We start from the raw sequence: 24,845 nt of genomic DNA, 5'->3' as shown, positions 1-24,845 counted from the left end.
TCAGAGCTCGATCACGCCGCGGCGCGCCGCATGCGCCACCGCGTCGGTGCGGCCGGTGGCATCCAGCTTGTCGAGCAGCGAGCCGACATGGAACTTCACGGTGTGCACGGAGATGCCGAGTTGACGCGCGATCATCTTGTTGGAAGCGCCCTCGGCCATCAGCGCCAGCACGTCGAGCTCGCGCTGCGTCAGCGCGATGTCCTCAGGCATGCCGCGCGGATCACGGGCGACGACCGTCGCGGCAGCCCGCTCGCCGGGTGCGGCGAGGCGAATCCCGCTGACATTGCAGAGCAGTGCCGTCAGCCGATCGGCCAGCCCGGGATCGTCGATCTCCAGCGACAATACAATCTCGGCCGACTTGTCCGCGCTCACGTCTCCGGCCTCTCGCCAACCGTGACCTTGAAGCTGACCGGCTCGCCGCCGCGGCGCACCGCGACATCGACCACGGCGCCGACGCTGGTAGGACCGAGCGTCCGCGACAGCGCGCGCACGCCTGACAGTTTCTGGTCGTTGACCGCGACGATCACATCGCCCTGTCGGATGCCGGCCGCGGCCGAAGGACCGGCCTTGTCGACATTCATCACCATCGCGCCGATGCCGTCGTCGAGCCGCACCGGCTGGAGCCCGAGGCCGAGATATCCGCGCGCGATGCGGCCGCGTGCCTCGAGCTGCGGCGCGATGCGCTCGATCGTCGCCGCCGGTATCACCAGCACCCGCCGCGGCCCGAGCACGGCCATGCCGAAGGCTACGCCCGATGCATCGAGCGCCAGGCCGCCCTGTTGGCTTTCGCGCAGACGAACGTCGAGCTCGATCCGGGCATCGATGTCGCCGCCGCGCAGGGAACGCCAGCTCTTGCCGGACGCCGATACCATTGCGAGCGCGGCGCTCGGCGTCTCGCGATGGGTGGCGACCACGATCGCCAACGCGCCGAGCGGCGGGACTGTGGCAGCGAGCTTGACCGGCGCGAGCGCGGTGTCGGCGCGCAGCAGCGCGATGTCGGTGGTGTGGTCGCGGCCGGCGATCGTGGCGGCGACCCGGCTGCCGTCGGCGAGGCCGATCTCGACCTCACCCTCGTCGGCCAGTGCCTCGTCGGCGGTGACGATCAGGCCGGTCTTCCAGACGAAGCCGGTTGAGCGGGAGCGATGCGAATGCACGGAGACGACGGAAGGCGCGGTGCGCGCCACCAATTCCGCGAGCGCGGAGGACAGTGAAGACAGGGGGCTGGAATCGGTCATGGCGGGCTCCTGTAAGTTGTCCTCAATCTGGGATGCCGCGGGCGATTGCGAAACTGGCCGGGTGGCCAGGACAAGAACAGGCGGCAGGGCGGACCTCCGTAGGACCACGGCCGACGAACATGTGATTGGGAGCGCCTCACGGGAACGTGTAGCAATCCGACAATTGCGCCCTATGGCCTCACGGATTTCCAGCGAGCCCTGACTGATGACCATCGATCTCACCCGCCGCACCCTGCTTCAACTCGCCGGCGCCACCTCGCTTGCGATGGCGGCCGCAGCTGCGGCACGTGCCGAGGGCAACCCGCAGGGCGGCGGGCCGACCTATGCCAGCCGCACGCCGATGCGGGTCGGCATGGTCACGCTCCGGGTCAAGAATCTCGACAAGGTCGCCGACTACTACCGCGACGTGATCGGGCTCACCGTGATGGAGCGCTCGGCGACTGGCGCAAGGCTGGGCACGGGCGGCATCACGCTGCTGGTGCTGGAGGCCCGTCCCGATGCCGCGATTGAATCGCGCAGCGCCGCCGGCCTCTACCACACCGCCTTCCTGATGCCGACCCGCAAGGACCTCGCGCGCTGGCTGGTAGCAGCGGCCTCGCATCGCGTTCCGCTGTCGGGCTTTGCCGATCATCTCGTCAGCGAATCCGTCTATCTCGACGATCCCGAAGGCAACGGCATCGAGGTCTATGCCGACCGCGATCCCTCGCAATGGCAGTGGAGCGAGGGCAGCGTGAAGATGGCAACCGACGAGCTCAACATCCCCGACCTGCTGTCGCTGACCAACACGCGCGTTCCTGATTATGCCAAGGCGCCGGACGGAATGCGCGTCGGCCACATGCATCTGCGTGTCGGCGACCTCGCGCAGGCCGAGAGCTTCTATCACGGCACGGTCGGCCTCGACCCGACCCGCAAGCGCAACGGGGCCGCGTTCCTGTCGTCCGGCCGCTACCACCACCACCTCGGCATGAATGTCTGGCAGAGCCAGGGCGCCGGCCAGCGCGATGATTCGACAACCGGCCTCGCCTGGTTCTCGCTGGTGACGGCGAAGCAGGAGCTGCTCGCCGCCCAGGAGGAGCGTCTGCGCAAGGGCGGCGTGAACGTCACGACGATAAGCAACGGTGTGGAGGCCATCGATCCCTGGGGCACGCGGGTACGCCTGCTCAAGGTTTGATCGCCGGGACGGGCATTGCTAATACCTCTGGGGTGCCAGCTTCCGGAGCCCCCGACATGTCCGAATTCCACGGCGTCTTCCCCTATCTCGTCTCCCCCGTTGATGCCGACGGCACGGTGCGGACGAACGTGCTCGCAAAGCTCTGCGACGATTTGATTGGCGCGGGCGTGCATGGGCTGACGCCGCTGGGTTCGACCGGCGAGTTCGCCTATCTCAATGCCGCCCAGCGCACCGCGGTCGTGCAGACCACGATCGAGGCCGCGAGGGGCCGCGTGCCGGTCGTGGCTGGCGTCGCCTCCACCTCGACCGCGGATGCGGTGGCGCAGGCACGGGCGTATCAGAAGCTCGGCGCCGACGGCATCCTCGCGATCCTGGAAGCCTATTTCCCGCTCGCTGATGCCCAGGTCGAATCCTATTTTCGCGCCATCGCGGATGCCGTGGACATTCCCGTCGTCATCTACACCAATCCGCAATTCCAGCGCTCCGATCTGACCCTCGACACCATCGCGCGCCTCGCCGAGCATCCGCGCATCGGCTACATCAAGGACGCCTCGACCAACACCGGCCGGCTGCTCTCGATCATGAACCGCTGCGGCAATGGCCTGCGCGTGTTCTCGGCCTCGGCCCATATCCCGGCCGCGGTGATGCTGATCGGGGGGCTCGGCTGGATGGCGGGCCCGGCCTGCATCATCCCGCGCCAGAGCGTTATGCTCTACGACCTCTGCAAGGCCGGCCGCTGGGACGAGGCCATGGCGCTCCAGCGCCGGCTGTGGCGCATCAACGAGGCCTTTGCCCGCTTCAACCTCGCCGCCTGCATCAAGGCCGGCCTTGCGATCCAGGGCTACGACGTCGGCGATCCCGTCCCGCCACAGGCCCCGCTGACGGCCGATGCGCGCAAGATCGTGGAAGCGGCGCTGCGGGAGCTGGCGTAGCGAGCAGTCATCCCCACGATCAGTGCCGTAGGGTGGGCAAAGCGTAGCGTGCCCACCGTTTGCCGTTGTTGAGAGTGGTGGGCACGGCGCGCGAAGAGCGCGCCTTTGCCCACCCTACGGAATCGCAGATTTACGGGACGACATGCCGAAATCGTGGATATCCCGCCCAAAACCGCGGCTGGCATGCCCGTGATCGATCCGCTAAAAGGCAGCCCGCAATTTCGAAAAGACCCTGAGGACCCCACGGAATGAACATTCTTCCCGGCAATTTGCGTTTCGGAGCGGGCCAGCCCGTCAAGCGTTTGGAAGACCAGCGGCTGCTGACCGGGAAGGGGCAATTCATCGACGACAAGCCGGAAGACGGCGCGCTGTGGTTGCACGTGCTGCGCTCGCCGCATGCGCACGCGAAGATCGTCTCGATCGACACCAGCGCCGCCGCTGCGATGCCCGGTGTCACCGCGGTCTACACTGGTGCCGATCTGGTCAAGGACGACATCGGCGCCATTCCGACCTTGAGCATCTTCAAGCGCCCCGACGGCAAGCCGATGACGGTGCCGCCGCGCCGCCTGCTCGCCCATGAGATCGTGCGCTATGCCGGCGAAGCGGTGGCGGCCGTGGTTGCCTCCTCGCGTACCGAGGCGCAGAGCGCGGCCGAAGCGATCATCGTCGAATACGATGTGCAGCCCGCGGTGGTCGATCCGGTCGAAGCCGTAAAACCCGGCGCGCCCGTGGTGTGGCCGGAGGCGCCCGACAACATCGTCGGCGCGATGGCCTACGGCGATGCCGCCAAGGTCGACGAGGCTTTTGCCAGGGCCGCGCACACCGTCGAGCTCGATCTCGCCAGCCAGCGCCTCGTGCCCTCCGCGATGGAGCCGCGCTCGACCATTGCCGAGATCGACAAGAAGACCGGTCGTCTCCTCCTGCACGTGCAGTCGCAGACCCCAGCCTCGACCCGCGACGTGCTCGCGGAAGCCGTGCTCAAGCGTCCGAAGGAAAGCGTGCGGGTGCTGGTCGGCGACATTGGCGGCGGCTTCGGCCAGAAGACCAACCTCTATCCGGAGGACGGCATCGTCGCCTATGCCGCGACCAAGCTGAGCAAGAAGATCCGCTGGCGCGGCGATCGCACCGACGAGTTCGTCGGCGGTACCCACGGCCGCGATCTGACCTCGACGGCATCCTTCGCGCTGGATGAGAAGGGCAAGGTGCTGGCCTATCGCGTCAAGTCGATCGGCTGCACCGGCGCGTACTCATCGGGTGCGGCCAACATCATTCCTCTGGTGCTTGGCCCGTTCGTGCAGACCGGTGTCTACGACCTGCCGCTGGTGCATTTCGAGGTGCAGTCGGTGATGACCCACACCGCGCCCGTCGGCGCCTATCGCGGTGCCGGCCGTCCCGAGGCGGTCTTCATCGTCGAGCGTCTGTTCGACGCCGCCGCCCGAAAGATCGGCATGGATCCGCGCGCGATCCGCAAAGCCAACTACATCAAGCCGGCGCAGCTGCCCTACACCAACGCGGCCGGCCAGGTTTACGATTCGGGCGCCTTCGCCCACATGCTCGACCGCGCCGTGAAGCTCGCCGACTGGGACGGCTTTGCCGCGCGCAAGAAGGCGGCCAAGAAGAAGGGTCTGCTCTACGGCCGCGGGCTCACCTCCTACATCGAATGGACCGGCGGCCGCGCCCACACCGAGAAGGTCAGCCTGCACGCGACCTCGCAAGGGCGCGTCGTGCTGCATTCCGGCACCATGGCGATGGGGCAGGGGCTGCAGACTACCTACACCCAGATGATCTCCGACTCGCTCGGCATTCCCCTCGACAAGATCGACGTCGTTCAGGGCGACACTGATCTCGCCATGGGCTTTGGCAGCGTCGGCTCGCGCTCGCTGTTCGTCGGCGGCACGGCGGTCGCGGTCTCCTCCAGTGATCTGATCCGGAAGGCGCGCGAGAAGGCGGCCAGCGTGCTGGAGACCTCGGTCGAGGACATCGAGTATCAGGGCGGCATGCTGACCGTGGTCGGCACCGACCGCCGCATCAGCCTGTTCGATCTCGCCGAGAAGGAAAGCGGCGCCAAGCTCAGCGTCGATTCCGAAGGCGAGGTGGACGGTCCGAGCTGGCCGAACGGCACCCATATCTGCGAGGTCGAGATCGACCCCGAGACCGGCGTGTCCAAGGTCGTGCGCTACACCACCGTCGACGACGTCGGCGTTGCCGTCAACCCGATGCTGGTGACAGGTCAGATCCATGGCGGCGTCGCGCAAGGAATCGGCCAGGCGCTGTATGAGGGCGTTTCCTACGATCCCGACGGCCAGCTCCTCACCGCGAGCTACCAGGACTACTGCATCCCGCGCGCCGATGACGTGCCGCCGATCGTGGTGACGCTCGACGACGCCGCGCCCTGCCGCACCAATCCGCTCGGCGCCAAGGGCTGCGGCGAATCCGGCGCCATCGGCGGCCCTCCTTGCGTCACCAACGGCGTGATGGACGCGCTCGCCGAGCTCGGCATCACGCAGCTGAATACGCCGCTGACGCCGCAGAAGATCTGGCAGGCGATCAGGGACGCGAAGGTGGGTTAACTCTCCCCGTCGTCCCAAACTCCGCTGTCGTCCCGGACAAGCGCGCCATAAGCGCGCGCCGATCCGGGACCCATAACCACAGGGAGTGGTTGTTGTGCAAAGCCTGTAGCTCCGAGTCCCCGTAACCACATCTTCCTGTGGTTATGGGTCCCGGATCTGCGCTTGCGCTTGTCCGGGACGACGGCGGAGAATGCCGCGCTCGCTCGCCCGTCAAATCCCCAGCATCATCTTCGCAATAATGTCGCGCTGGATCTCCGACGTCCCGCCGAAGATCGTATAGGCGCGGCCGTTGAGATATTCCGGCACCACCGTCAGCATATCCTCCGGGATCGCCGGCTCGTGGTTGAGCCTGTAGAGCGGGCGCATCGGCTCGACGGCGAGCGCGTCATGGCCGATCACGTCGACGCCGAGCCGCGTCACGGCCTGGCGGATCTCGCTGTTGCGCAGCTTCAGGATCGACGACACCGCGCCGGGATTCTGTCCGGTCTGCAGCGCCGAGAGCACGCGCAGCTCCGTCATCTCCAGCGCGTCGATGTCGACTTCGACCTCCGAGATGCGGGTGGCGATGTCAGGGCTATCGATCGCGCGCCCGGTCAAATCAGATGCAGCAAGATCCGCAATCGCCTTCAGCCCCTCGCGCAGCTTGGCCGAGGCGATGCCGGAGCCGCGCTCGAACTCCAGCAGATATTTGCCGTAGGTCCAGCCCTTGCCCTCCTCGCCGACGCGGTTGACCACGGGCACGCGGACGTCGTCGAAGAACACCTGGTTCACTTCGTGATCGCCGCCGATGGTGAGGATCGGGCGCGTCGTGATGCCCGGCGTCTTCATGTCGATCAGGATGAAGCTGATGCCGTCCTGCTGGCGCGGCCCGTCGCTGGTGCGCACCAGCGCGAACATGCGGTTGGCGTGATGGGCATGCGTGGTCCAGATCTTGGTGCCGTTGATGATGTAGTCGTCGCCGTCGCGCACCGCGCGCGTCTTCAGCGAGGAGAGGTCGGAGCCGGAGCCAGGCTCTGAGTAACCCTGGCACCAATAGTCTTCACCTGAAAGGATTCGCGGCAGGTAGAAATTCTTCTGCTCCGGCGAGCCGAAGCCGATGATGACGGGCCCGACCATCTTCACGCCCATCACATTGACATTGGGCACGCCGGCGCGTGCGGATTCGGTCTCGAAAATCCAGCGCTGCGCCGGCGTCCAGTTCGGCCCGCCATATTCGACCGGCCAGCCCGGGGCGCCCCAGCCTTGCCTGTGCAGCGCGCGCTGCCAGGCTATGCCGATGTCGGGGTCGGAGAACACTGACGGCGTCAGCGCGGTGGCGCGCTTCATCTCGTCGGTGAGATTCTTGGCGATGAAGCCGCGCACCTCGCTCTGGAAGGCGCGCTCCTCGGCATTGAACGTGAGGTCCATGATGCGCTCCTTGTGTCAGGCCGAGCGGCCGAGCTGCGCGTGGCGGCTATAATGATGCGCGCTGCCGCCGAACAGCGTGTCGAAGGCGACCAGCCGCTTGAAATAGGCGCCGACCTCGAGCTCCTCGGTGACGCCCATGCCGCCGTGAAGCTGGATCGACTGCTCGCCGACGAAGCGCGCACATTTGCCGATCTTCGCCTTCGCACCCGAGGCGGCTCGCGCCCGTTCGACCGGCGGGCTATCTGCCTTCAACGAAGCCCGCAGTGCCATCGAGCGCGACTCGTCGACCTGCATCGCCATGTCGGCGAGGCGATGGCGGATCACCTGATTGGCCGAGAGCGGCCGACCGAATTGTTTGCGGATCTTGGTGTATTCCAGCGTGGTGTCGAGCAGCGTCTGCATGATGCCAACGGCTTCCGCCCCTAACGCGGCCATGGCGCGATCGACGGCCCATTCGATCGCAGGCAGTGCGTCGTGTCCATCGCCGAGCAGGGCGTCCTCTGGCAGATGCACGTCCGATAGTTCGATGTTGCAGGCGCGCCCGCCGCCAAGGCGGGGATAGTCGGAGATGACAAGGCCTGGCTCCGTTGCTCGCACCAGGAACAGCCCGATCCGTCCCGAAGGGCCGTGATGATCATGGATCAGCGCGGAGACGATGATCTCGTCGGCGGCGTGGCCGTCGAGCACGGCAATCTTGCTGCCGGCAAGGCGCCAGCCTTGCGACGTCTTGTTGGCGGTGGCCGTGACCTTGGCGAGATCGAACCGTGCCGCGCGTTCGGAATGCGCAAACGCGAGCTTCAGTGAGCCGTCCGCAATCTTGGGCAGGCTCGCCTGCTTCTGCGCGGCGTTGCCGCATCGATCGATCAGCGCCGCGCCCAACACGACCGTTGCGACATAGGGCTCGGACACCAGCCCGCGGCCGAAGGTTTCCATCAAAATGCCGATCTCGACCGCGCCGCCGCCGAGCCCGCCGAATTCCTCGGGAATCGGCAGCGCCAGCCAGCCGAGCTCGGCGAACTGCTTCCAGACATCGGGGCTGTAGCCGAGCGGATCGTTCGTCATCTTGCGGCGGTGATCGGCATCGTAGCTTTCGGCCACAAAGCGTTCCGCGCTTTCGCGCAGCAGCCGCTGCTCGTCACTGAGGTTCAGGTCCATCGCATCTACTCCGCGGCCGTCGGCGGCTTGCGCACGGAGGGATGCAGGCCGGATGGATCGACGATCATGCCGAACTCATGGAGGTTATGGGCGTGACAGAGCTGATGCAGCGCAAAGGCCTGGTCGATCGCGGCGGGCTGGCCCATCACGTCGACTGAGCGGTTCACGGCTTCCTTGGTCAGCTTCAATGCGAAGGACGGCTTTGCTGCGATCCGCCGCGCCAGCTCCAGCACGCGCGATGACAGTTCGGCACGCGGCACCACCTGGTTGACCATACCGAGCTGGTGCGCCTCCTCGGCGCTCCAGCTGTCGGCGGTGAACAGGAATTCCTTGGCCTTGCGCGGCCCGAGCTCCCAGGGATGCACGAACCATTCGACGCCGCAGACGCCCATGGTGACCACGGGATCGCAGAACTGCGCATCGTCGCTGGCGACGATGAGGTCGCAGGCCCAGGCCAGCATCAAGCCGCCGGCGATGCATTTGCCGTGCACCTCGGCAATGGTCGGTTTGGCCAGATTGCGCCAGCGCCGCGTGATCTGGAGATAGATTTCCTGCTCGCGCGCGAAGCGGCCATGGGCATTGGACTCGGCGAAGCCGCCCCAATTTCCGATCGGCGGGAAATCGATGCCCGCGGTGTTCTTGCCGCCGGGACGTAGATCGTGGCCGGACGAGAAGTGCGGGCCGCTGCCAGCGAGAATGATGACCTTGACTGCATCGTCCTGCACCGCCGCATCGAAGGCGGCGTTGAGCTCGTAGGTCATCTGTAGGTTCTGTGCGTTGCGCGCCTCGGGCCGGTTCATCACGACCCGGGTGATCGCCGGCTCCGGCCGTTCCACGAGGATGGTCTCGAACGAGGACATCGTGTTTCCCCTGGCGTTTTTCGTTTTGTTGCCGAGAGTTGACTATGTCGTCCGGGGATAGGCAAGAGGCTTGCGTCAGTCGGCTGCTTTTCGCGTCTCCAAGAGGTCTGGCGTCTCGCGCGCTCAATCTGGTAGTTTGCGCCAGATTCCACCGGGAGAAATTTAATGCGCAAGATCCTGACCGTGCTGGCGGCGCTGGCTTCGCTGAGCCTGACCGATTGCGGCTACAACGCGATCCAGAGCGAGGACGAGCAGATCAAGGCCAACTGGTCCGAGGTCGTGAACCAGTATCAGCGCCGCGCCGATCTCGTGCCCAACCTCGTCAACTCGGTGAAGGGCTTTGCCCAGCAGGAGAAGGACGTGCTGCTCGGGGTCACCAATGCCCGCGCCAAGGTCGGCAGCATCCAGGCAACGCCGGAGGTGCTGAACGACCCCGCCGCGTTCCAGAAATTCCAGGCCGCCCAGGGCGAGCTCTCCAGCGCGCTCTCGCGCCTCCTGGTCGTTACCGAGAACTACCCGCAGCTGAAGTCGGATGCCCTGTTCAAGGATCTGATGTCCCAGCTCGAGGGCACCGAGAACCGCATCACGGTGGCGCGCAATCGCTACATCAAGGCGGTGCAGGACTATAACGTCACCATCCGCTCGTTCCCGAGCAACCTCACCGCGATGGCGTTCGGCTACAAGGAGAAGCCGAATTTTTCGGTCGAGAACGAGAAGGAGATCTCAACCGCGCCGAAGGTGGATTTCAACCCGGCGCCTGCGCCGTCGAAGTAAGCACGCGTCGTTTTGCGAATGCGCTTCGCCCCACCCACCGCCGTCATTCCCCGCGAAAGCGGGGAATCCAGTACGCCGCGGCCTCTCGGTTTAAACACTGCGACCTCTGGAATACTGGATCGCCCGCCTACGCGGGCGATGACAGCGAGGTTGTGGCGGGCTTGTTCGGCCGCATCGTCGCGTATCGTCCTCGTCGTCGCCCTCGTCCTGGCCTTAGCCGTCCCCGCCTCCGCCGACGTCGCCGTCCCCCAGCTCACGGGGCGCGTCGTCGACCAGACCGGCACGCTCTCCAGCGGCGACATCGCCAAGCTCACGCAAAAGCTGCGCGACTTCGAGACGCGCAAGGGTAGCCAGGTTGCCGTGCTGATCGTGCCGACCACGCAGCCCGAGACGATCGAGCAGTTCTCGATCCGTGTCGCCGAGGCCTGGAAGATCGGCCGCAAGAAGATCGACGACGGTGCGATCCTCATCGTCGCCAAGAACGACCGGCATCTGCGCATCGAGGTCGGCTACGGCCTCGAAGGTGCGCTCACCGACGTCACTGCGCGGCGGATCATCGACGAGATCATCACGCCGAAATTCAGGACCGGCGATTTCGCCAGCGGCATCTCCGACGGTGTCGACCGCATGACCCGCGTCATCGACGGCGAGCCGCTGCCGGTGCCTTCGCCTACCGTGAATTTCGGCAATCTGGACGATCTCGCACCGCTGTTCATCGTGACGCTGTTCGTCTCGATCGGGATCGGCGGGGTTTTTCGGGCCATGCTGGGGCGGCTGGTCGGATCATTGGCGACCGGCGGCATCATCGCCGTGCTGACCTGGCTCATTCTCGGCTCCGTTGCGCTGGCCATGGGTCTCGGTGCGCTCGGCTTCATCATTGGCTTCATCGCTGATCTGTTTTCGGCGATCACGCCGGGCACGGGCCGCTCGCGCGGCGGCTCCTGGTCGAGCGGCTCCTCGTCCGGCGGCTGGAGCAGCGGATCATCGTCAAGCGACAGCGGGAGCTTCAGCGGCGGGGGCGGCAGCTTTGGCGGCGGCGGCGCCTCGGGGAGCTGGTAGCGGTCATGAGCATCAAGCGCATTGCCAGGCATCTCGTGCAGCACCATTGGCGGGCAAGGCAGATCTTCCCGCCAGCCACGCTCGACCGCATCGAACAGGCCATCCGGCGCGGCGAGAGCACCCATTCCGGCCAGGTCCGCTTCGTGGTCGAAGGTGCGCTCGATGGTCGTCCCCTGTTCCGCAACCAGCCGGCACGCGAGCGCGCGCTCGACCTGTTCTCGCACCTGCGCATCTGGGACACCGCACACAACAACGGCGTCCTCATCTATCTGCTGCTCGCCGACCGCGACGTCGAGATCATCGCCGACCGCGGCATCGACGCGAAGGTGGGCGCGGCGGGCTGGGAGACCATTTGCCGCGCCATGGAGTCCGACTTCAGGTCCGGTCAGTTCGAGCGCGGCGTGATCGCCGGCATCGCGGCGGTGTCGCGCGAGCTGGCAAGGCACTTCCCGCCGGGCGGCCCGCATGCGAACGAACTGCCGGATGCGCCGGTGGTGATGTGAACGCCGGCTGTCGCTCCGTACGCCGTCATTGCGAGCGCAGCGAAGCAATCCAGACTGTCCCCGCGGAGGGATACTGGATTGCTTCGCTGCGCTCGCAATGATGATGTGGAGGCAGCCGTTGCGCCGCCGTTCATCTTGCCGGTTACAAACTGTTTCACGCCCGCCACACCGGTTCCACTTTCCCGGCCCAATTCGGCCCCGGATGAGTTCCTAAAATTTCGGTAAGCGGGTCCGAAGGTAAGGATTTCGCAAGCAATGAAAGTTACCAAAAGGTCAATCCAGACTGGAGTATTTGAGCCGTGAGCGAACCAATGCCCGAGCAGGCTGCCCAGGAAAACGGCGTCGTTGAAGCGACCGCGCCGCAGGCCGTCGAGGCTGCCGGGATCGAGGCCCCCTCGATCGCCCCCGACCACGAGGCGCCGCCCAAGCCCGACCTGATCAAGGTCGAACCGCCGAAGATCGAGGTGCCGAAGGTCGAGGCCAAGGCGGAGCCGAAGGCTGAAGCCAAGCCCGAACCGAAGCTCGGCAAGCTCATCGTCATGCCGCCTGCCGACCGGGCCTGGGAACGCGAGGAGTTTGCCCCGCATGTGAAGGCGGATGAGCCGCGCGAGACCGGCAGCAAGCGTCGCCTCTCGGCCATGGCCGCCGTGGTGGCGATCGCCGCCAGCGTCGGCGCGATCAGCGGCGCGTTGGCAACGGCCGGCATGATGCATTTCGCCGCCCCGGCCCAGGCGCCGGCGCAGGTCGTCGACACCAGTGCGCTGGATGCGTCCGTCGCGCGGATCGATGCCGATCTCGTCGCGCTCAAGGCGAATGTCGAGCACAGCTCCAAGACCGGCCTCAGCCAGTTCAACCGGGCCAATGACCGTCTCGACAAGCTCGAGAAGGCACAGGCCGAGCCGATGGCCAAGCTCGCAAAACTGTCCGAGACCGTCGACAAGCTCCGCGCCACGCCGCTTGCCGCTCCCGCGCAGGCCGCTGCTGCCCCCGCCAAGGAGACCACCGGTTCGATCGCTCCGGCCCAGGTTGCGACCGCGGCTGCCGCACCCGCCGCGCCCAAGACCGAGGTCGGCCGCCTGCCGACGCTCGAAGGCTGGAGGCTGCGCGACGTCGCCAATGGCGGCGCGCTGATCGAGGGCCGCGACGGCCTCTACGAGGTCTATGCCGGCGATCCCATCCCCGGCGTCGGCCGCGTCGACGCGATCCGCCGCCAGGACGGTCGCTGGGTGGTCGTCACCAGCAAGGGCCTGATCGTCGCACGCTAAGCGTTCGATATCCGACTTTCGAAAAGGCGCTTCACCTCCATGTGAAGCGCCTTTTTGCTTGAATAGGCCCGCCCGCGCGGTGTTACTGAAGGCATGAGCCGCGCGTTGCGAATTCTCGTTGCTGTCGTCGTGTTGTTCGGCGGCGTTATGTCGCTCTCAGCGGCTGAGAACGCGCAGCTCACGCGCGGCACGGCGGTCACCGATCCCGATCTCCTGCGCAAGCTCGATCAGGACGACGTGCTGACGATCTCGCGGCTGCTATGGCCGGAGCGCAATGCGAATTTTCCGCTGACGAACGATCTGCTGTTCTCGTGGCTGCCGCAGCTGAAGGACATTCCGCCCGCGATCGACGCGGAGTTCGACCGCTACATCGCGCAGCAGAAAGCGACCTGGCCGACCGAGACCATCGGCGTCGGCGAAGGCTTTGACGTGCAGCTGTTCGACCGGGCGGTGCTGAAATCTCCCAACATGCGTTTCGTGCTGGCCGGTATCGTCAACCGCATGGACCGCGCCTATGTGTCGGAGGAGTCCTGCGGCGAGATCCGCCTGATCTATCGGCTGGCGCGCTTCGACGCCGGGCCTGACGGGGCCAAGACGGCGACGCGCCTGCCGATGACGTTCAATCTGGTAATGAAGGCGCGCGATGCGCGCCAGACGGATGGGAGCGGCAAGCCGGTCAGTTGCGCCGAGGTCGCGCGGCGCTGGCTCGACAATGGCGACTGGCGGGGTCTGATCGGCGGCGGCTTCCATCCTCATGATGCGATGCTCGACCGCATCGAGACCAACATCCAGATCTCGATCGCACCGAAATCGGCGCTGCACGATTTCCGCTCGGACTATCTGCTGAAGGTGTTCAAGTACAACGCCGCAACGAAGACGTTCGAGGAATCGACGCTGGAGAACCAGATCGACCGCGACAGGATTCTTGCCGACAATGATCTCCGGCGCGAATTCAAGTCCTGGCTGCTCGCGCCCGAGAATCTTCGCGAGTTCGATCGCGGCACGGTGCTGATCCCCGAGAGATTCCTGGCCAGGGCTGCGGTCGTGCCGACGCCGGCGGGTCTCGATGCGTCCGCGCTGCAGCCGGAATTCGGCATGATGCAAGGGGAGGGAAAAGGGGAGGGCAAGGAGGCGCCGGTATTCAGTGACAACGACGTGGTCGGCGCGCTGAAGCAGGCTGCTGCGCGCGGTGACCTGCAGAACATCCGCTCGGTCGCGGGCTTCCAGCGCCGCCTCAACGACGTCACCTGCGCCGGCTGCCACCAGACCCGCGGCATCGGCGGCTTCCACTTTCCGGGTGTCGACTGGCTCGCCGACAAGCCGTCCAACTCCACCATCGTGCCGGCCTCGCCGCATTTTGTCGGCGACCAGGTACGCCGCCGCGACATCCTGACTGCGTTTGCCGCGGACAGACGTCCTGATTTCTCACGCGGATTTGCCAGCCGGCCGCAAACCCGCGGCAGCGCCGAGCTCGCCGGCACCGAATATCAGGACGGCTGGGGCGCGCATTGTTCCCTGCAAGATGCGGGATCGGGAACGCGGGACAAGAGTTTTACGTCATGGAGCTGTGCTACAGGCTTGACCTGTCAGGCTGCCGCGGCCTCGCGCCGCATCGGCATGTGCTTCATCAAGACGCGTTAGCGCGAGAGGGAGAAGAAAGAATCCTCACTTCGCGTAATTCGTCATTCGTTTGCCCGGCAGCAACTCATAGGCCGACTTCCAGCCGGGTAGCGCCGCCATGCGGCCGAGCCAGGCGTGGATCGCGGGATGGCTCTGCGCGAAGTCGAAGCCGTGCTCGTCGCTGGGATAATGCAGATAGGCCATCATCGAGATGTCGGCGACCGTCGGCTTCGCCCCGATCGCGAAGGCGTTGTGCTGGAGATGCCCGTCGAGTATGCCGAGGAAATCGTCGAGCCGCCGGCGAAAATGCTTCAGCACCTGCGGATCGTTCTTCTCGGTGAAGGCGCGCATGAAGCGATAGGTCGCCATGTAGCCGGTGAGCTTGTGGTTGTCCCAGAACAGCCAGCGCAGCAGCTCGAACTTTTCCTCCTCGGTCTCGGCGCCGAAGCGGCCGTATTGTTCAGCAAGCTTCAAGAGGAGCGGTGCGGTCTGCGTCATCTTCACGCCGTCGATTTCGAGCACGGGAATCTCGCCCATCTCGTTCACGCTCCGGCGCCACTCCGCCGTGCGCGTGACGCCGCCACCAAAGTCGGTCCACACCGGCTCGAACGTCTCGCCGCAAAGCGTCAGCATCAACGCCAGCTTGTAGCTGTTGCCGGATTCGGGGAAGTAGTGCAGGCGGTAGCTAGGCATGGGACCTCGCCAGGCAGATGTTGGCGGCGAAGCTACATTGTCCCATGCCGGGATAGCGAGCGCAGCGAAGCAATCCAGCAATGCATCTGCGCGTGCGACCTATCTCCCCATCGTCGTCCCGGACAAGCGGAGCGCAGATCCGGGACCCATAACCACAGGGAGACGTTTGGCGAAGGCTCGGAGTGACCAGTCGTACGCGACAACCACTCCCTGTGGTTATGGGTCCCGGGTTCGCGCGATGCGCGCCCCGGGACGACGGCGGAGTTTGAGGCGCGCAGCCTTACCCCACCGCCCCCGACCCCCGCAGCTGCTTGATCGCCGCCTCGTCGTATCCCGCGTCACGCAAAATCTCGTCACTGTGCTCGCCCACAGCGGGCGGCTTGCGCGGCTGAACTTTTTTGGCGCCGTCGATCCAGATCGGGCTGTTGATGGTGAGCATGGTGTCGTTCTCGAACGGCACCAGCACCTCGTTATCGAGCATCTGCTTGTCGTTCGGGATGTCGTCCAAAATGGCGACGACGCCGAAGACGAGGCCATTGCCGTCGAGGATCTTGCGCCATTCGGCGAGATCCCTGGTGGCGAAGGTCTCGTCCAAAATCCTGATCAGCTCGACCGAACGGGCGTGGCGGTCGGCCTTGGTGGCGAAGCGTGGATCATTGATCAGGTCTTCGCGCCCGAGGCACTTGGCCAGCGTCGGAAACTGCTTTTCCTCGTTCAGCAGCGACAGGATCAGCCAGCGGCCGTCCTTGCACTGGTAGTGGTTGGCGACCGCATTCAGCGCACGTTCGCGCGGGCGCCGCTCGCCGAACTTGGCGCCGCAGAGCTTTGCCTGCGCCAACACGCTCGCGGCCCATATCCCGTTCGCCATCAAATTGGAGGCGACATGCGAGCCCTTGCCGGTCTTCTCGCGCTGATAGAGCGCGGTGACGATCGCGCCGTAGAACGCCATGGCGCAGGGGTGGTCGCCCATGCCGGCGACCGAGCGCGCCGGCGTGGTATCGATGTCGGCGCGGACGAGGTCCATCAGGCCGGAGCGCGCCCAATAGGCGTTGCTGTCGAAGCCGGGCTTGTTGGCCTCCTCGCCCTTCTCGCCATAGCCGGTGAAGGAGGCGTAGATCAGCCGGTCGTTGAGATGGGCGAGATGGTCATAGGTGATGCCGAGCTTGGTGCGCACCGGCGGCGGCATGTTGGTGATGAAGACGTCGGCCTCTTCCACCAGCTTGTAGAGCACGGCCTGCGCCTCGGGCTTTGCGAGGTCGAGCGCGATGCTCTTCTTGTTGCGGGCCTCCAGCAGCCAGGCGAAATTGTGCTCGCCGGTCGGATAGCCCGGCAGATTGGGCAGATTGCGGTAGGGATCGCCAGCGCCGGGCGGCTCGATCTTGATGACGTCCGCGCCGAAATCCGACAGCACGGTCGCGGCCGCGGGCGCTGCGATGAAGCTCGCGCAGTCCAGAACCTTCAGCCCCGCAAAAATGCCCTTGTCCATCGCGGCGTTGCTCCCTCGCTCTTGTTGTTTCCGTTGGCTGGAACTCATAATCCCTGACGGCACAACCATTTGACCGATGTTTTGGCGGGATGCAACGCCTCCGGCCCGGCGCTTTCCCGGGGGCGGCATGCCAGACGGTTATGGCAATCCACTCGTCCCGGTTGTACAGCTTCTCTGTTTGCTTGCGCGTCCCCGAGCCGGCGCGTCTTCGTTCTCGAAGGATCAACCATGTCGATCCCGTTCGTCCACCTGACCGCAGCAGCCGCATTCATGATCGTTTGTGGCGTGCCCGGTTCCGTTTGGGCGGGCGACGTCGAAGATTGCAACGGCCCGCTGCCTGCGAAGATCGAGCCGGCCTGCACCGCCATCATCAACGACCAGTCGCGTCCCGCCGATGAGCGGCTGCGCGCCTATGTGAGCAGGTCGCGCCTGCTCATGAGCCGGTCCAATCTCGACGCCGGTCTGGCGGATGCGGATGCGGCCGTGCAGTTCGACCCAAAATCCGTGCCGGCCCTGGTGGCGCGCGGCTTTGCGCGGCAGCGCAAGGGAAACTTCGATGGCGCGCAGGCCGACCTGAATCTGGCGATCGAGCTCGATCCCAGGAGCCCGAACGCCTATGCGGCGCGAGGTGGGCTGAAGCTCGATCAGAAGCAATGGAGCGATGCGGCCGCGGATTTCAACCAGGCGATCAGCCTGCGGCAGGACTACGCGATGGCCTATGTCGGGCGCGCGCGAGCCTCCCTCGAGACCTCGCAGCTCGAGCCGGCCATGACCGACCTCAACACCGCGATCTCATTGAATGCGAGCCTGCCCGGCGCCTTCTTCTGGCGTGGCCAGGTCTACCGCCGCAAGGGTGACGTCGACCACGCCATCGAGGACTTTTCGCGCGCGATCGCGCAGTCGCCGCAACCCAATCGTGGCGCCTATTTCTCGCGCGGGCAGAGCTTCAGCGCCAAGGGCGATTATGCGCGCGCGATCGCGGATTTCGACAAGGTGCTGTCGATCGCCCCGAACGACCAGATGGCCCAGCAGCAACGGCAGGCTGCGGTTGCGATGCAGGCTGAGCTTGCGAAGATGCAGGGCGAAGCGACGCCCGCGCCGGCCGCGCCCAAGCAGGCGGCCGTCGCTGCCCTGCCGCCCGCGGTCGCGCCGTCGCCTTCGGTCCCGCCGCCCGCGGTGCCGATGGCGATCATACCGCAGGGGACCTTCCCGAGACCGACAAGTTCGGTCCTCCCGGCCCTGAACGAGGCGTCGCAGCTGCTGCAGCAGAAGAAATATGCTGACGCCGTTTCGCGCCTCAACACCGTGCTCGCGCTCGATCCTCGCAACGAGACTGCGCTCAGGCTGCGCATGTCCGCGTACCTGTCATCGTCCCGCTTCGCCGATGCGCGGACCGATATCGACGCCCTGCTCAAGCTGAAGCCGAACGACTCGCAATTGCTGGCCTCGCGTTCGGTGGCGTCGATCGGCATGAAGCAACTCGACCAGGGCATGATCGACGCCAATCAGGCGCTCAAGGCCAATCCGAACAATGCGGTGGCTTACGTGTGCCGCGGCATGGCCAATCGGCTGGCCGGAAAATTCCAGGACGCCATTGCCGATTTCGACCGCGCGATCTCGCTCAACGACAAGGATTACATGGCCTATTCCGAACGCGGCCAGGCCCATATGGGACTGAACCAGAACGACAAGGCCGTCGTCGATTTCGACCGTTCGCTGGTGCTCAACCCCGACAATGACACGGCGCGCGCTTCGCGTGGCCTGGTGCTGCTGCTGAAGGGGAATAGCGCGGAAGGCCTCGTCGACGTCAAGAACGCGCTCGACCGCAATCCCAACAACCAGGCCGCCGAGCTCGGCCAGGGATTGGCGATGCTGATTTCCGGGCAATACGACCGTGCGATCGTGGCGCTGGACCAGCTCGTCGGCAAGACGCCCGCCTCCGATGCCTTCGTGCGCACGCTCCGCGCACGCGCCTATCTCGGCAAGAAGGATGTCGCCGGTGCCATGACCGACCTCAACCTGGTTCTGGGGACGCAGCCGAACGATCCGGATGCGCTCGGCCTGCGCGGCATCGCCTTCACCTCGATGAAGCAATACGACAAGGCGCTGGATGATCTCGGCAAGGCGATCGCGCAGCAGCCGACGATCGAGCGCTATGTTGCGCGTGCCAGTGCCTTTGAGGCCAAGGGCAATCTGGATCGGGCCACGAGCGATTATCGTAGCGCGACGCAAATGGCGCCGCAGAGCGTGTTCGACATCGTCGCCCAGGCCCAGTCGAGAGCGAAGATCCAGCAGCTCTCGAAGCGCATCCCCTGTGGCGATTCCGGACGCGGCGGCGGGGACGACACCTGTCTGTAGACTATTCCTCGCCCGCGAGCAGCGCGGCATTGCCGCCGGCCGCCGCGGTGTTGATCGTCACCGTCTGCTCGGTCGCAAAGCGCGCAAGGTAATGCGGGCCGCCGGCTTTCGGGCCGGTTCCGGACAGGCCGTTGCCGCCGAACGGCTGCACGCCGACCACGGCGCCGATCATGTTGCGGTTGACATAGATGTTGCCGACCTGGACGCGGTCGATGATCGCCTCGACCGTGTCGTCGATGCGGGAATGGACGCCGAGCGTGAGCCCGTAGCCGGTGCGTTCGATGGCCTGCAGCACGCGTTCGAGGTTTTCGGCGCGATAGCGCACGACATGCAGGATCGGGCCGAACACCTCCTCGGTCAGTTGCCCGGCCTCCCTGAGCTCGAAGATGTGCGGCGCGACGAAGCAGCCTTTTGGCGCGGCGCCGGCAAAGTGCAGCCGTGCATCGGTCGTCATCCGCGCAATATGCGCATCGAGACGCTGCTTGGCTTCAGTATCGATCACCGGACCGACATGGGTCGCGACATCGGCGGGATCGCCGATTCTGAGCTCGCGCGCCGCGCCCGCGATCATCTCGATCATGCGATCGGCGACGTCCTCCTGCACGAACAGCAGGCGCAGCGCCGAGCAGCGCTGGCCGGCGGAACGGAATGCGGAGGTGACGACGTCGTCGGCGACCTGCTCGGGCAGCGCGGTCGCATCCGCGATCATGGCATTGATGCCGCCGGTCTCCGCGATCAGCGGCACGATCGGCCCGTCCTTGGCGGCCAGCGTCCGGTTGATGCTGCGCGCGACCTCGGTCGAGCCGGTGAAAACGACACCGGCGATATCCTGGTGCGCGGTGAGCAGCGCGCCGATGCGGCCGTCGCCGGTGACGAGATGCAGCGCGCTCTCGGGAATGCCGGCCTCATGCAGCAGGGCGACCGCCTCGCGTGCGATGCGCGGTGTCTGCTCGGCGGGTTTTGCGACGACGCTGTTGCCGGCCATCAGCGCGGCCGTGACTTGACCGAGGAAAATGGCCAGCGGAAAATTCCAGGGCGAGATCGCCACGAACACGCCGCGGCCGCGCAGGCCAAGCGCATTGCTCTCGCCGGTCGGGCCCGGCATGGCGGCATCGACGCCGAACAGCTTGCGGCCCTGCGCGGCATAATAGCGGCAGAAGTCGGCGGCCTCGCGTAGCTCCGACAGCGCGTCGTCGAGCGTCTTGCCGCCCTCGCTCTGCAACAGCGCGATGAAATGCGCGCTGCGACTCTCGAGGAGATGCGCGGCCTGCTCCAGGGCAGCCGCACGTGTGCCCGCAGGGGTCCGGCTCCAGGCGGCAAAGCCGGCGCGGCTTGCTGCGACCGCTGCATTGGCCTGCTCCGGCGTGGTGTCAGCGATCGGCTTGAGGTCGGCGGCCTCGGCCTTCACGTCCGCCAGCAACTGAGCGAGCGCGGCACGCGCGCCGAACTCGACGCCGCGTGAATTGCGCCGCTCCGGCGCGAACAGATCACCCGGCAACGGAATCCTGGGATGCGCGGCTGCTTGCGGCCGGATGATGGCATCCGCCGGCCGCTGCAACAGCGCCGGGACCGGCACGCGATAATCTGCGGCCTGCGCCACGAAGGATGAGTTCGCGCCGTTCTCCAAAAGCCGCCGCACCAGATAGGCGAGCAGGTCGCGATGGCTGCCGACCGGCGCATAGGTGCGGTAGGCGATATCAGGGTGGTCCTTGGCAAGCTGCTCGTAGAGCGCTTCGCCCATGCCGTGCAGGCGCTGGAATTCGAAGTCGCCGCTGCCAGCGGCGAGCTCCAGCACGGTCGCGACCGTCAGTGCGTTGTGGGTGGCAAATTGCGGGAAGATGCGCGGCCGCAAGGCCAGAAGCTTCGTCGCGCAGGCGACGTAGTTCAGATCCGTCATCGCCTTGCGCGTGAACACGGGATAGCCGTCGAGCCCGCGCTCCTGCGCGCGCTTGATCTCGGTGTCCCAATAGGCGCCCTTGACGAGGCGCACCATCAGCTTGCGGTCATGCGCGCGGGCGAGCGCATCGACATAGTCGATCACGGCGCTGGCGCGCTTCTGATAGGCCTGGATCGCGAGGCCAAATCCGTCCCAGCCTCTCAGCGAGGGATCGGCGAGCGTCGCCGCGATCACGTCGAGCGACAGCTCCAGCCGGTCGGCTTCCTCGGCATCGACGGTGAAGTTCAGATCATGCGCCTTGGCGCGCTGCGCGAGATCCAGCAATTGCGGCACCAACTCGCGCATCACGCGGTCGCGGCTGATCGCCTCGAAGCGCGGATGCAGCGCCGAGAGCTTGACGGAGATACCGGGTCGGTCGGGCAGGGGATGGGGGCCGGCAGCCTTGCCGATGGTCTCGATCGCGCTGGCATAGGCGTCGAAATAGCGCCTGGCGTCGGCGGCGGTGCGTGCGCCTTCGCCGAGCATGTCGAAGGAATAGCGCGGCTTCTGGCCGGAGCGCGGCTTCCCCCGCTCCAGCGCCTGCTCGATGGTCTCGCCCAGCACGAAATGATTGCCCATCAGCCGCATCGCCTGGCGCGTCGCGGTGCGCACCGCCGGCGCGCCGAGCCGCTTCACGAGACGGCCGATGGTGCCGTCGGGCGTTTCGCCGGGCTGGATCACCCGCGCCGACAGGCCGAGCGCCCAGGCCGAGGCGTTGACCAGGAACGCCGTGGACTTGGTCTCGTGGTGGATGAAGTCGCCCTCGCCGAGCTTGTCCTCGATGAACTGGTCGGCGGTGCGCGCGTCGGGCACGCGCAGCAGCGCCTCGGCCAGCACCATCAGCGCGAGGCCCTCCTTGGTCGACAGCGCGAACTCCCGCAGCATGTCCTCGACGCCGCCGAGCCGGTCGTCGCGCTTGCGGATCGCCTCGATCAGCCGCGTCGCGGTGCGGTCGATCCGCGCCTCCTGCGGCGGGGCCAGATGCGAGGCCGGCAACAGGCGCGCGGCGATCTCGGCATCGTCGGGGGCGTAGACGGCGGTGAAGGGCGGCGGAATGTTCGGCATGGCGTGTCCTGTGGCTGAAACTCAGGATAAAGCCCGCATGACCGTAGTTCGATAGACAATCTAGCCAATTTGCCTTAGAAAATGAAGATTAGATGCAAGTTGGCCTTATAAGATATGGAACTCGATCGAATCGACCGGAAAATCCTCTCGATTTTGCAGGAAGACGGGCGGATCGCCAATGTCGAGCTCGCCGAACGCATCGGCCTGTCGCCGACCTCGATCGGCGAGCGGCTGAAGCGCCTGCAGCGGGAGGGTTTTGTCGAGGGCTACGGCGCCAGGCTCAATCCGCACCGGCTCGGCCTTGGGCTCCTGGTCTTCGTCGAGGTGCTGCTCGACAAGACCACGCCGGACAATTTCGAGCGCTTTGCGCGCGCGGTGAAGCTCGCGCCTGAAGTGCTGGAGTGTCACATGGTTGCCGGCGGCTTCGACTATCTGGTGAAGGCGCGGCTTGCGGACATGACCGCCTATCGACGCTTCCTCGGCGAGACCCTGCTGTCGATGCCGGGCGTGCGCGAGACGCGGACTTATGCGGTGATGGAGGAGATCAAGCGCGACGCACCGTTGCCGGTGGGTTAGCGAAGTGCCGCCGCGATTGTCGTTGCCGTGGCGTTGAACGGGCGGTCTGCCCGGGAAAAATAGCTATCCTCGTGCAATCGCAACGCCTGTCGTCGAATGCACTGACCGTCTTCTGAAATTTTCTTGGCCTCGCTCCCGGAGGTGATCCGGGAGGCAGCAAATGCTGGCGGGCTTATACTTTGAGGTTTTCTGCGGAGGTCTTGCCCCGGTTTGCGATCTCTTCGTATTCCACCGTCTGTCCCTCGTTGAGGGTGGACAGACCGGCTTTCTGGACTGCCGAGATATGCACGAACACATCCTTGCCCCCCGACGCAGGCTGGATAAATCCATAACCCTTCGTCGGGTTGAACCACTTGACCGTACCTTTAGCCATCACGACTTCTCCGCGGGTCTTCCTCCAAGATCGCGAACCGCCAGTCCCCGCCAACCGGCCGGTTCGGTCCTAACAGGATACGCGGAATGTGGCAGGCTTGGTAGCTCAAACCACATCAGCCTTTTGCCGAATTCCGCTCAACTTCGCGGCGTTTTTGCCGGTTTTGCCCGTTTCGCGGTCAATCGGCCCGTGCGCCGCGTGACGTCCGTCAATAAGTCGCGGACAGATAATCGACGATCTTGCCGACGTCGGCGTCGTCGATCGGGGCGCCATAGACCTTGATCATCTTGGTCACCTCGGCCTGCCAGAAGGCCTTCTTGTCCTTCATCGGCGGCTGGGTGTTGATGTAGTCGGACGAGTGGCAGGCGGTGCAATTGCCCTGCACCACTTCGAGATTTGGCCCGGGCTTGAACGCGGCGACCTCGTCGGGGGTCTTGTAGTTGACCGGCGCTGCAAGCGCCGAACCCACCACGGCGGCGAGGGCGAGCGTGACGGAGATGAGAACGGTGCGCTGCATGATCATTCTCCCCCTCAGGCCACGCTGACGCGGACGGTTTCGACGACGTTGCGCAAATAACCCGCCGGGTTCCAGCGCGGCGTATCCGGCTGGATCTCGCCGCCATTGCCGGTGGCGCGGACCTTGAGCTCAACGGTGCCGGCCGCGAGCTTCACCGGCAGCTTCCATTCGCGGAACGCGTATTTGCCGAGATCCTTGCCGAGCTTCGTGCTCGCCCAGGTCTTGCCGCCGTCGGTGGAGACCTGGACCTCCTTGATGCCCTTGCCGCCGTCGAAGGCGATGCCGCGCAGGGTTGTCGCTCCCGCCTTCAGCTTGGCGCCATCAGGCACGCTGGTGATGAAGGAGCGGATGGTGAAGCGGTTGATCGGGATCGTCGCCTTCGGCGTGGTGCCCGGCTCGATGGCGTTGTTCGGCGTATCGGGAATGCGATAGGCCGACTTCATCCAGAAGCCGTCATAGACGCTGTCGATGACGGTGATCTCGTTGAGGTGCTTGACCCAGTAGGTGCCGTAATAGCCGGGCACGACCAGGCGCAGCGGAAAGCCGTTGAGGAACGGCAGATCTTCGCCGTTCATGCCGTAAGCCAGCATCACCTCGCCGTCGGTGGCGTGATCGAGATCGAGCGCCTTGATGAAGTCAGGCGTCTTGTCGCTGACTGGGCCATCCATGCCGTTGAAGGTGACCTGCTTGGCGCCGCTCTGCACGCCCGCCATCTCCAGCACGGCCTTCAGCGGCACGCCGCGCCAGCGTGCGCAGCCCATCGCGCCATTGGCGAGCTGGCCGCCGGCGACGCGCGGCTCGAAGAAGCCGCGGCTGTTGCCGGAGCACTGATTGACGGCGACGATCTCGGTCGCCTTCATCTTCCGGATGTCTTTCAGCGACAGTTTCAGCGGCTTGTCGACCTTGCCCTTGACCTCCAGCGTGAACTTGTCGGGGTCGAGATTGTAGGGCAGGTCGGAGAGGTGATAGCGCACGAAGAAGGCGTTGTTCGGCGTCAGCGGGCCGTCGTTGAACACAGCGAACGGCGTCTCGAGCTGCGGCGGCCGACTGGTGAGCCCGATCATCGGCCGCTTCTGCGGATATTTCACCAGCGGCCGTTCGCCATTGGCGAAGGGCAGGGTGACGGTGTCGAGGGCCAGCGCCTTGGTGGCGCCAAATCCTGCCGCCAACGCGGCAAGGCCTGCTCCCTTGAGCAGGTCGCGTCTGTCGATCATGTGTCTCCTCCCGGAGCTTTTTCGTTGGGTCGCGGTCATCACCGCGAAACCTGCGCTCATCTGTTGCACCGATTTG

General features: G+C 65.7%; 21 protein-coding genes. 10 read left to right on the top strand and 11 right to left on the bottom strand.

Annotated features, from left to right (window positions below; translation table 11 throughout):
• Together JQ635_RS28815 and JQ635_RS28810 are read right to left on the bottom strand one after the other, a co-directional pair.
• Positions 1–372 (bottom strand): response regulator transcription factor, encoded by a 372-nt coding sequence (locus tag JQ635_RS28815; protein ID WP_211413157.1) that lies wholly within the window; start codon positions 370–372, stop codon positions 1–3.
• Positions 369–1,235 carry a S1C family serine protease gene (locus JQ635_RS28810; RefSeq protein ID WP_211413156.1) on the bottom strand — a complete coding sequence of 289 codons (867 nt, stop codon included), beginning with the start codon at positions 1,233–1,235 and terminating at the stop codon, positions 369–371. The genes JQ635_RS28815 and JQ635_RS28810 overlap by 4 nt, the downstream gene beginning before the upstream one ends.
• Positions 1,236–1,440: 205 nt before the next feature.
• On the opposite strand from JQ635_RS28810, the gene JQ635_RS28805 reads away from it, so the two are divergent.
• The 3 genes from JQ635_RS28805 (at position 1,441) to JQ635_RS28795 (ending at position 5,908) form a co-directional block, all read left to right on the top strand.
• Positions 1,441–2,406, top strand: coding sequence for a VOC family protein (locus JQ635_RS28805; RefSeq protein WP_211413155.1), 966 nt, complete (start codon positions 1,441–1,443; stop codon positions 2,404–2,406).
• Positions 2,407–2,462: 56 nt separating this feature from the next.
• Positions 2,463–3,338 carry a dihydrodipicolinate synthase family protein gene (locus tag JQ635_RS28800; RefSeq protein WP_211413154.1) on the top strand — a complete coding sequence of 292 codons (876 nt, stop codon included), beginning with the start codon at positions 2,463–2,465 and terminating at the stop codon, positions 3,336–3,338.
• Between the two features lie 248 nt (positions 3,339–3,586).
• Positions 3,587–5,908: a xanthine dehydrogenase family protein molybdopterin-binding subunit gene (locus JQ635_RS28795; protein WP_211413153.1), complete on the top strand. Its 2,322-nt coding sequence runs from the start codon at positions 3,587–3,589 to the stop codon at positions 5,906–5,908.
• A gap of 210 nt (positions 5,909–6,118) precedes the next feature.
• Here the strand turns inward: JQ635_RS28795 and JQ635_RS28790 are convergent, their stop codons facing one another.
• Genes JQ635_RS28790 through JQ635_RS28780 form a run of 3 tightly spaced genes read right to left on the bottom strand, consistent with a single transcriptional unit; the run spans position 6,119 to position 9,330 of the window.
• On the bottom strand, positions 6,119–7,315 hold the full coding sequence (locus JQ635_RS28790) for an acyl-CoA dehydrogenase family protein (protein ID WP_211413152.1): 1,197 nt from the start codon (positions 7,313–7,315) through the stop codon (positions 6,119–6,121).
• A 15-nt stretch (positions 7,316–7,330) separates the two neighbouring features.
• Positions 7,331–8,470: an acyl-CoA dehydrogenase family protein gene (locus JQ635_RS28785; RefSeq protein WP_211413151.1), complete on the bottom strand. Its 1,140-nt coding sequence runs from the start codon at positions 8,468–8,470 to the stop codon at positions 7,331–7,333.
• 5 nt (positions 8,471–8,475) lie between these two features.
• Positions 8,476–9,330, bottom strand: a complete 855-nt coding sequence (locus JQ635_RS28780) for an enoyl-CoA hydratase (RefSeq protein ID WP_211413150.1) — start codon at positions 9,328–9,330, stop codon at positions 8,476–8,478.
• Positions 9,331–9,495: 165 nt separating this feature from the next.
• On the opposite strand from JQ635_RS28780, the gene JQ635_RS28775 reads away from it, so the two are divergent.
• The 5 genes from JQ635_RS28775 to JQ635_RS28755 all read left to right on the top strand — a co-directional run bounded on the left by JQ635_RS28775 (position 9,496) and on the right by JQ635_RS28755 (position 14,572).
• Positions 9,496–10,104 carry a LemA family protein gene (locus JQ635_RS28775; protein ID WP_211413149.1) on the top strand — a complete coding sequence of 203 codons (609 nt, stop codon included), beginning with the start codon at positions 9,496–9,498 and terminating at the stop codon, positions 10,102–10,104.
• 138 nt (positions 10,105–10,242) lie between these two features.
• Positions 10,243–11,163, top strand: coding sequence for a TPM domain-containing protein (locus JQ635_RS28770; RefSeq protein WP_211413148.1), 921 nt, complete (start codon positions 10,243–10,245; stop codon positions 11,161–11,163).
• 5 nt (positions 11,164–11,168) lie between these two features.
• A complete protein-coding gene (locus JQ635_RS28765) occupies positions 11,169–11,666 on the top strand; it encodes a TPM domain-containing protein (protein ID WP_211413147.1) in 498 nt (165 codons plus the stop codon).
• Positions 11,667–11,977: 311 nt separating this feature from the next.
• Entirely contained in the window at positions 11,978–12,931 is a 954-nt protein-coding gene (locus JQ635_RS28760) for a hypothetical protein (RefSeq protein ID WP_211413240.1), read from the top strand.
• 93 nt (positions 12,932–13,024) lie between these two features.
• Entirely contained in the window at positions 13,025–14,572 is a 1,548-nt protein-coding gene (locus tag JQ635_RS28755) for a hypothetical protein (protein ID WP_211413146.1), read from the top strand.
• Positions 14,573–14,596: 24 nt separating this feature from the next.
• Here JQ635_RS28755 and JQ635_RS28750 read toward each other — a convergent pair whose 3' ends face one another.
• Both JQ635_RS28750 and JQ635_RS28745 read right to left on the bottom strand, forming a co-directional pair.
• Positions 14,597–15,244: a glutathione S-transferase family protein gene (locus JQ635_RS28750; protein ID WP_211413145.1), complete on the bottom strand. Its 648-nt coding sequence runs from the start codon at positions 15,242–15,244 to the stop codon at positions 14,597–14,599.
• 280 nt (positions 15,245–15,524) lie between these two features.
• Positions 15,525–16,730, bottom strand: a complete 1,206-nt coding sequence (locus JQ635_RS28745) for a CaiB/BaiF CoA transferase family protein (RefSeq protein ID WP_211413144.1) — start codon at positions 16,728–16,730, stop codon at positions 15,525–15,527.
• A 228-nt stretch (positions 16,731–16,958) separates the two neighbouring features.
• Between JQ635_RS28745 and JQ635_RS28740 the strand changes: the two genes are divergently transcribed.
• Positions 16,959–19,088: a tetratricopeptide repeat protein gene (locus tag JQ635_RS28740; protein ID WP_211413143.1), complete on the top strand. Its 2,130-nt coding sequence runs from the start codon at positions 16,959–16,961 to the stop codon at positions 19,086–19,088.
• Between the two features lies 1 nt (position 19,089).
• On the opposite strand, the gene putA is transcribed toward JQ635_RS28740, so the two are convergent.
• Positions 19,090–22,089 (bottom strand): bifunctional proline dehydrogenase/L-glutamate gamma-semialdehyde dehydrogenase PutA, encoded by a 3,000-nt coding sequence (putA, locus tag JQ635_RS28735; protein WP_211413142.1) that lies wholly within the window; start codon positions 22,087–22,089, stop codon positions 19,090–19,092.
• Between the two features lie 114 nt (positions 22,090–22,203).
• On the opposite strand from putA, the gene JQ635_RS28730 reads away from it, so the two are divergent.
• Positions 22,204–22,665, top strand: a complete 462-nt coding sequence (locus tag JQ635_RS28730) for an Lrp/AsnC ligand binding domain-containing protein (RefSeq protein ID WP_018643717.1) — start codon at positions 22,204–22,206, stop codon at positions 22,663–22,665.
• A 172-nt stretch (positions 22,666–22,837) separates the two neighbouring features.
• Here the strand turns inward: JQ635_RS28730 and JQ635_RS28725 are convergent, their stop codons facing one another.
• The 3 genes from JQ635_RS28725 to JQ635_RS28715 form a co-directional block, all read right to left on the bottom strand.
• A complete protein-coding gene (locus JQ635_RS28725) occupies positions 22,838–23,038 on the bottom strand; it encodes a cold-shock protein (protein WP_008563500.1) in 201 nt (66 codons plus the stop codon).
• A gap of 208 nt (positions 23,039–23,246) precedes the next feature.
• Entirely contained in the window at positions 23,247–23,555 is a 309-nt protein-coding gene (locus JQ635_RS28720; RefSeq protein WP_211413141.1) for a cytochrome c, read from the bottom strand.
• A 14-nt stretch (positions 23,556–23,569) separates the two neighbouring features.
• Entirely contained in the window at positions 23,570–24,769 is a 1,200-nt protein-coding gene (locus JQ635_RS28715; RefSeq protein WP_211413140.1) for a molybdopterin-dependent oxidoreductase, read from the bottom strand.
• Positions 24,770–24,845 lie beyond the last annotated feature (76 nt).

Origin of the sequence: Bradyrhizobium iriomotense, assembly GCF_018130765.1 — a bacterium.
GTDB classification, from domain to species: domain Bacteria; phylum Pseudomonadota; class Alphaproteobacteria; order Rhizobiales; family Xanthobacteraceae; genus Bradyrhizobium; species Bradyrhizobium iriomotense_A.
This window is presented reverse-complemented; position numbering and strand designations above follow the sequence as displayed.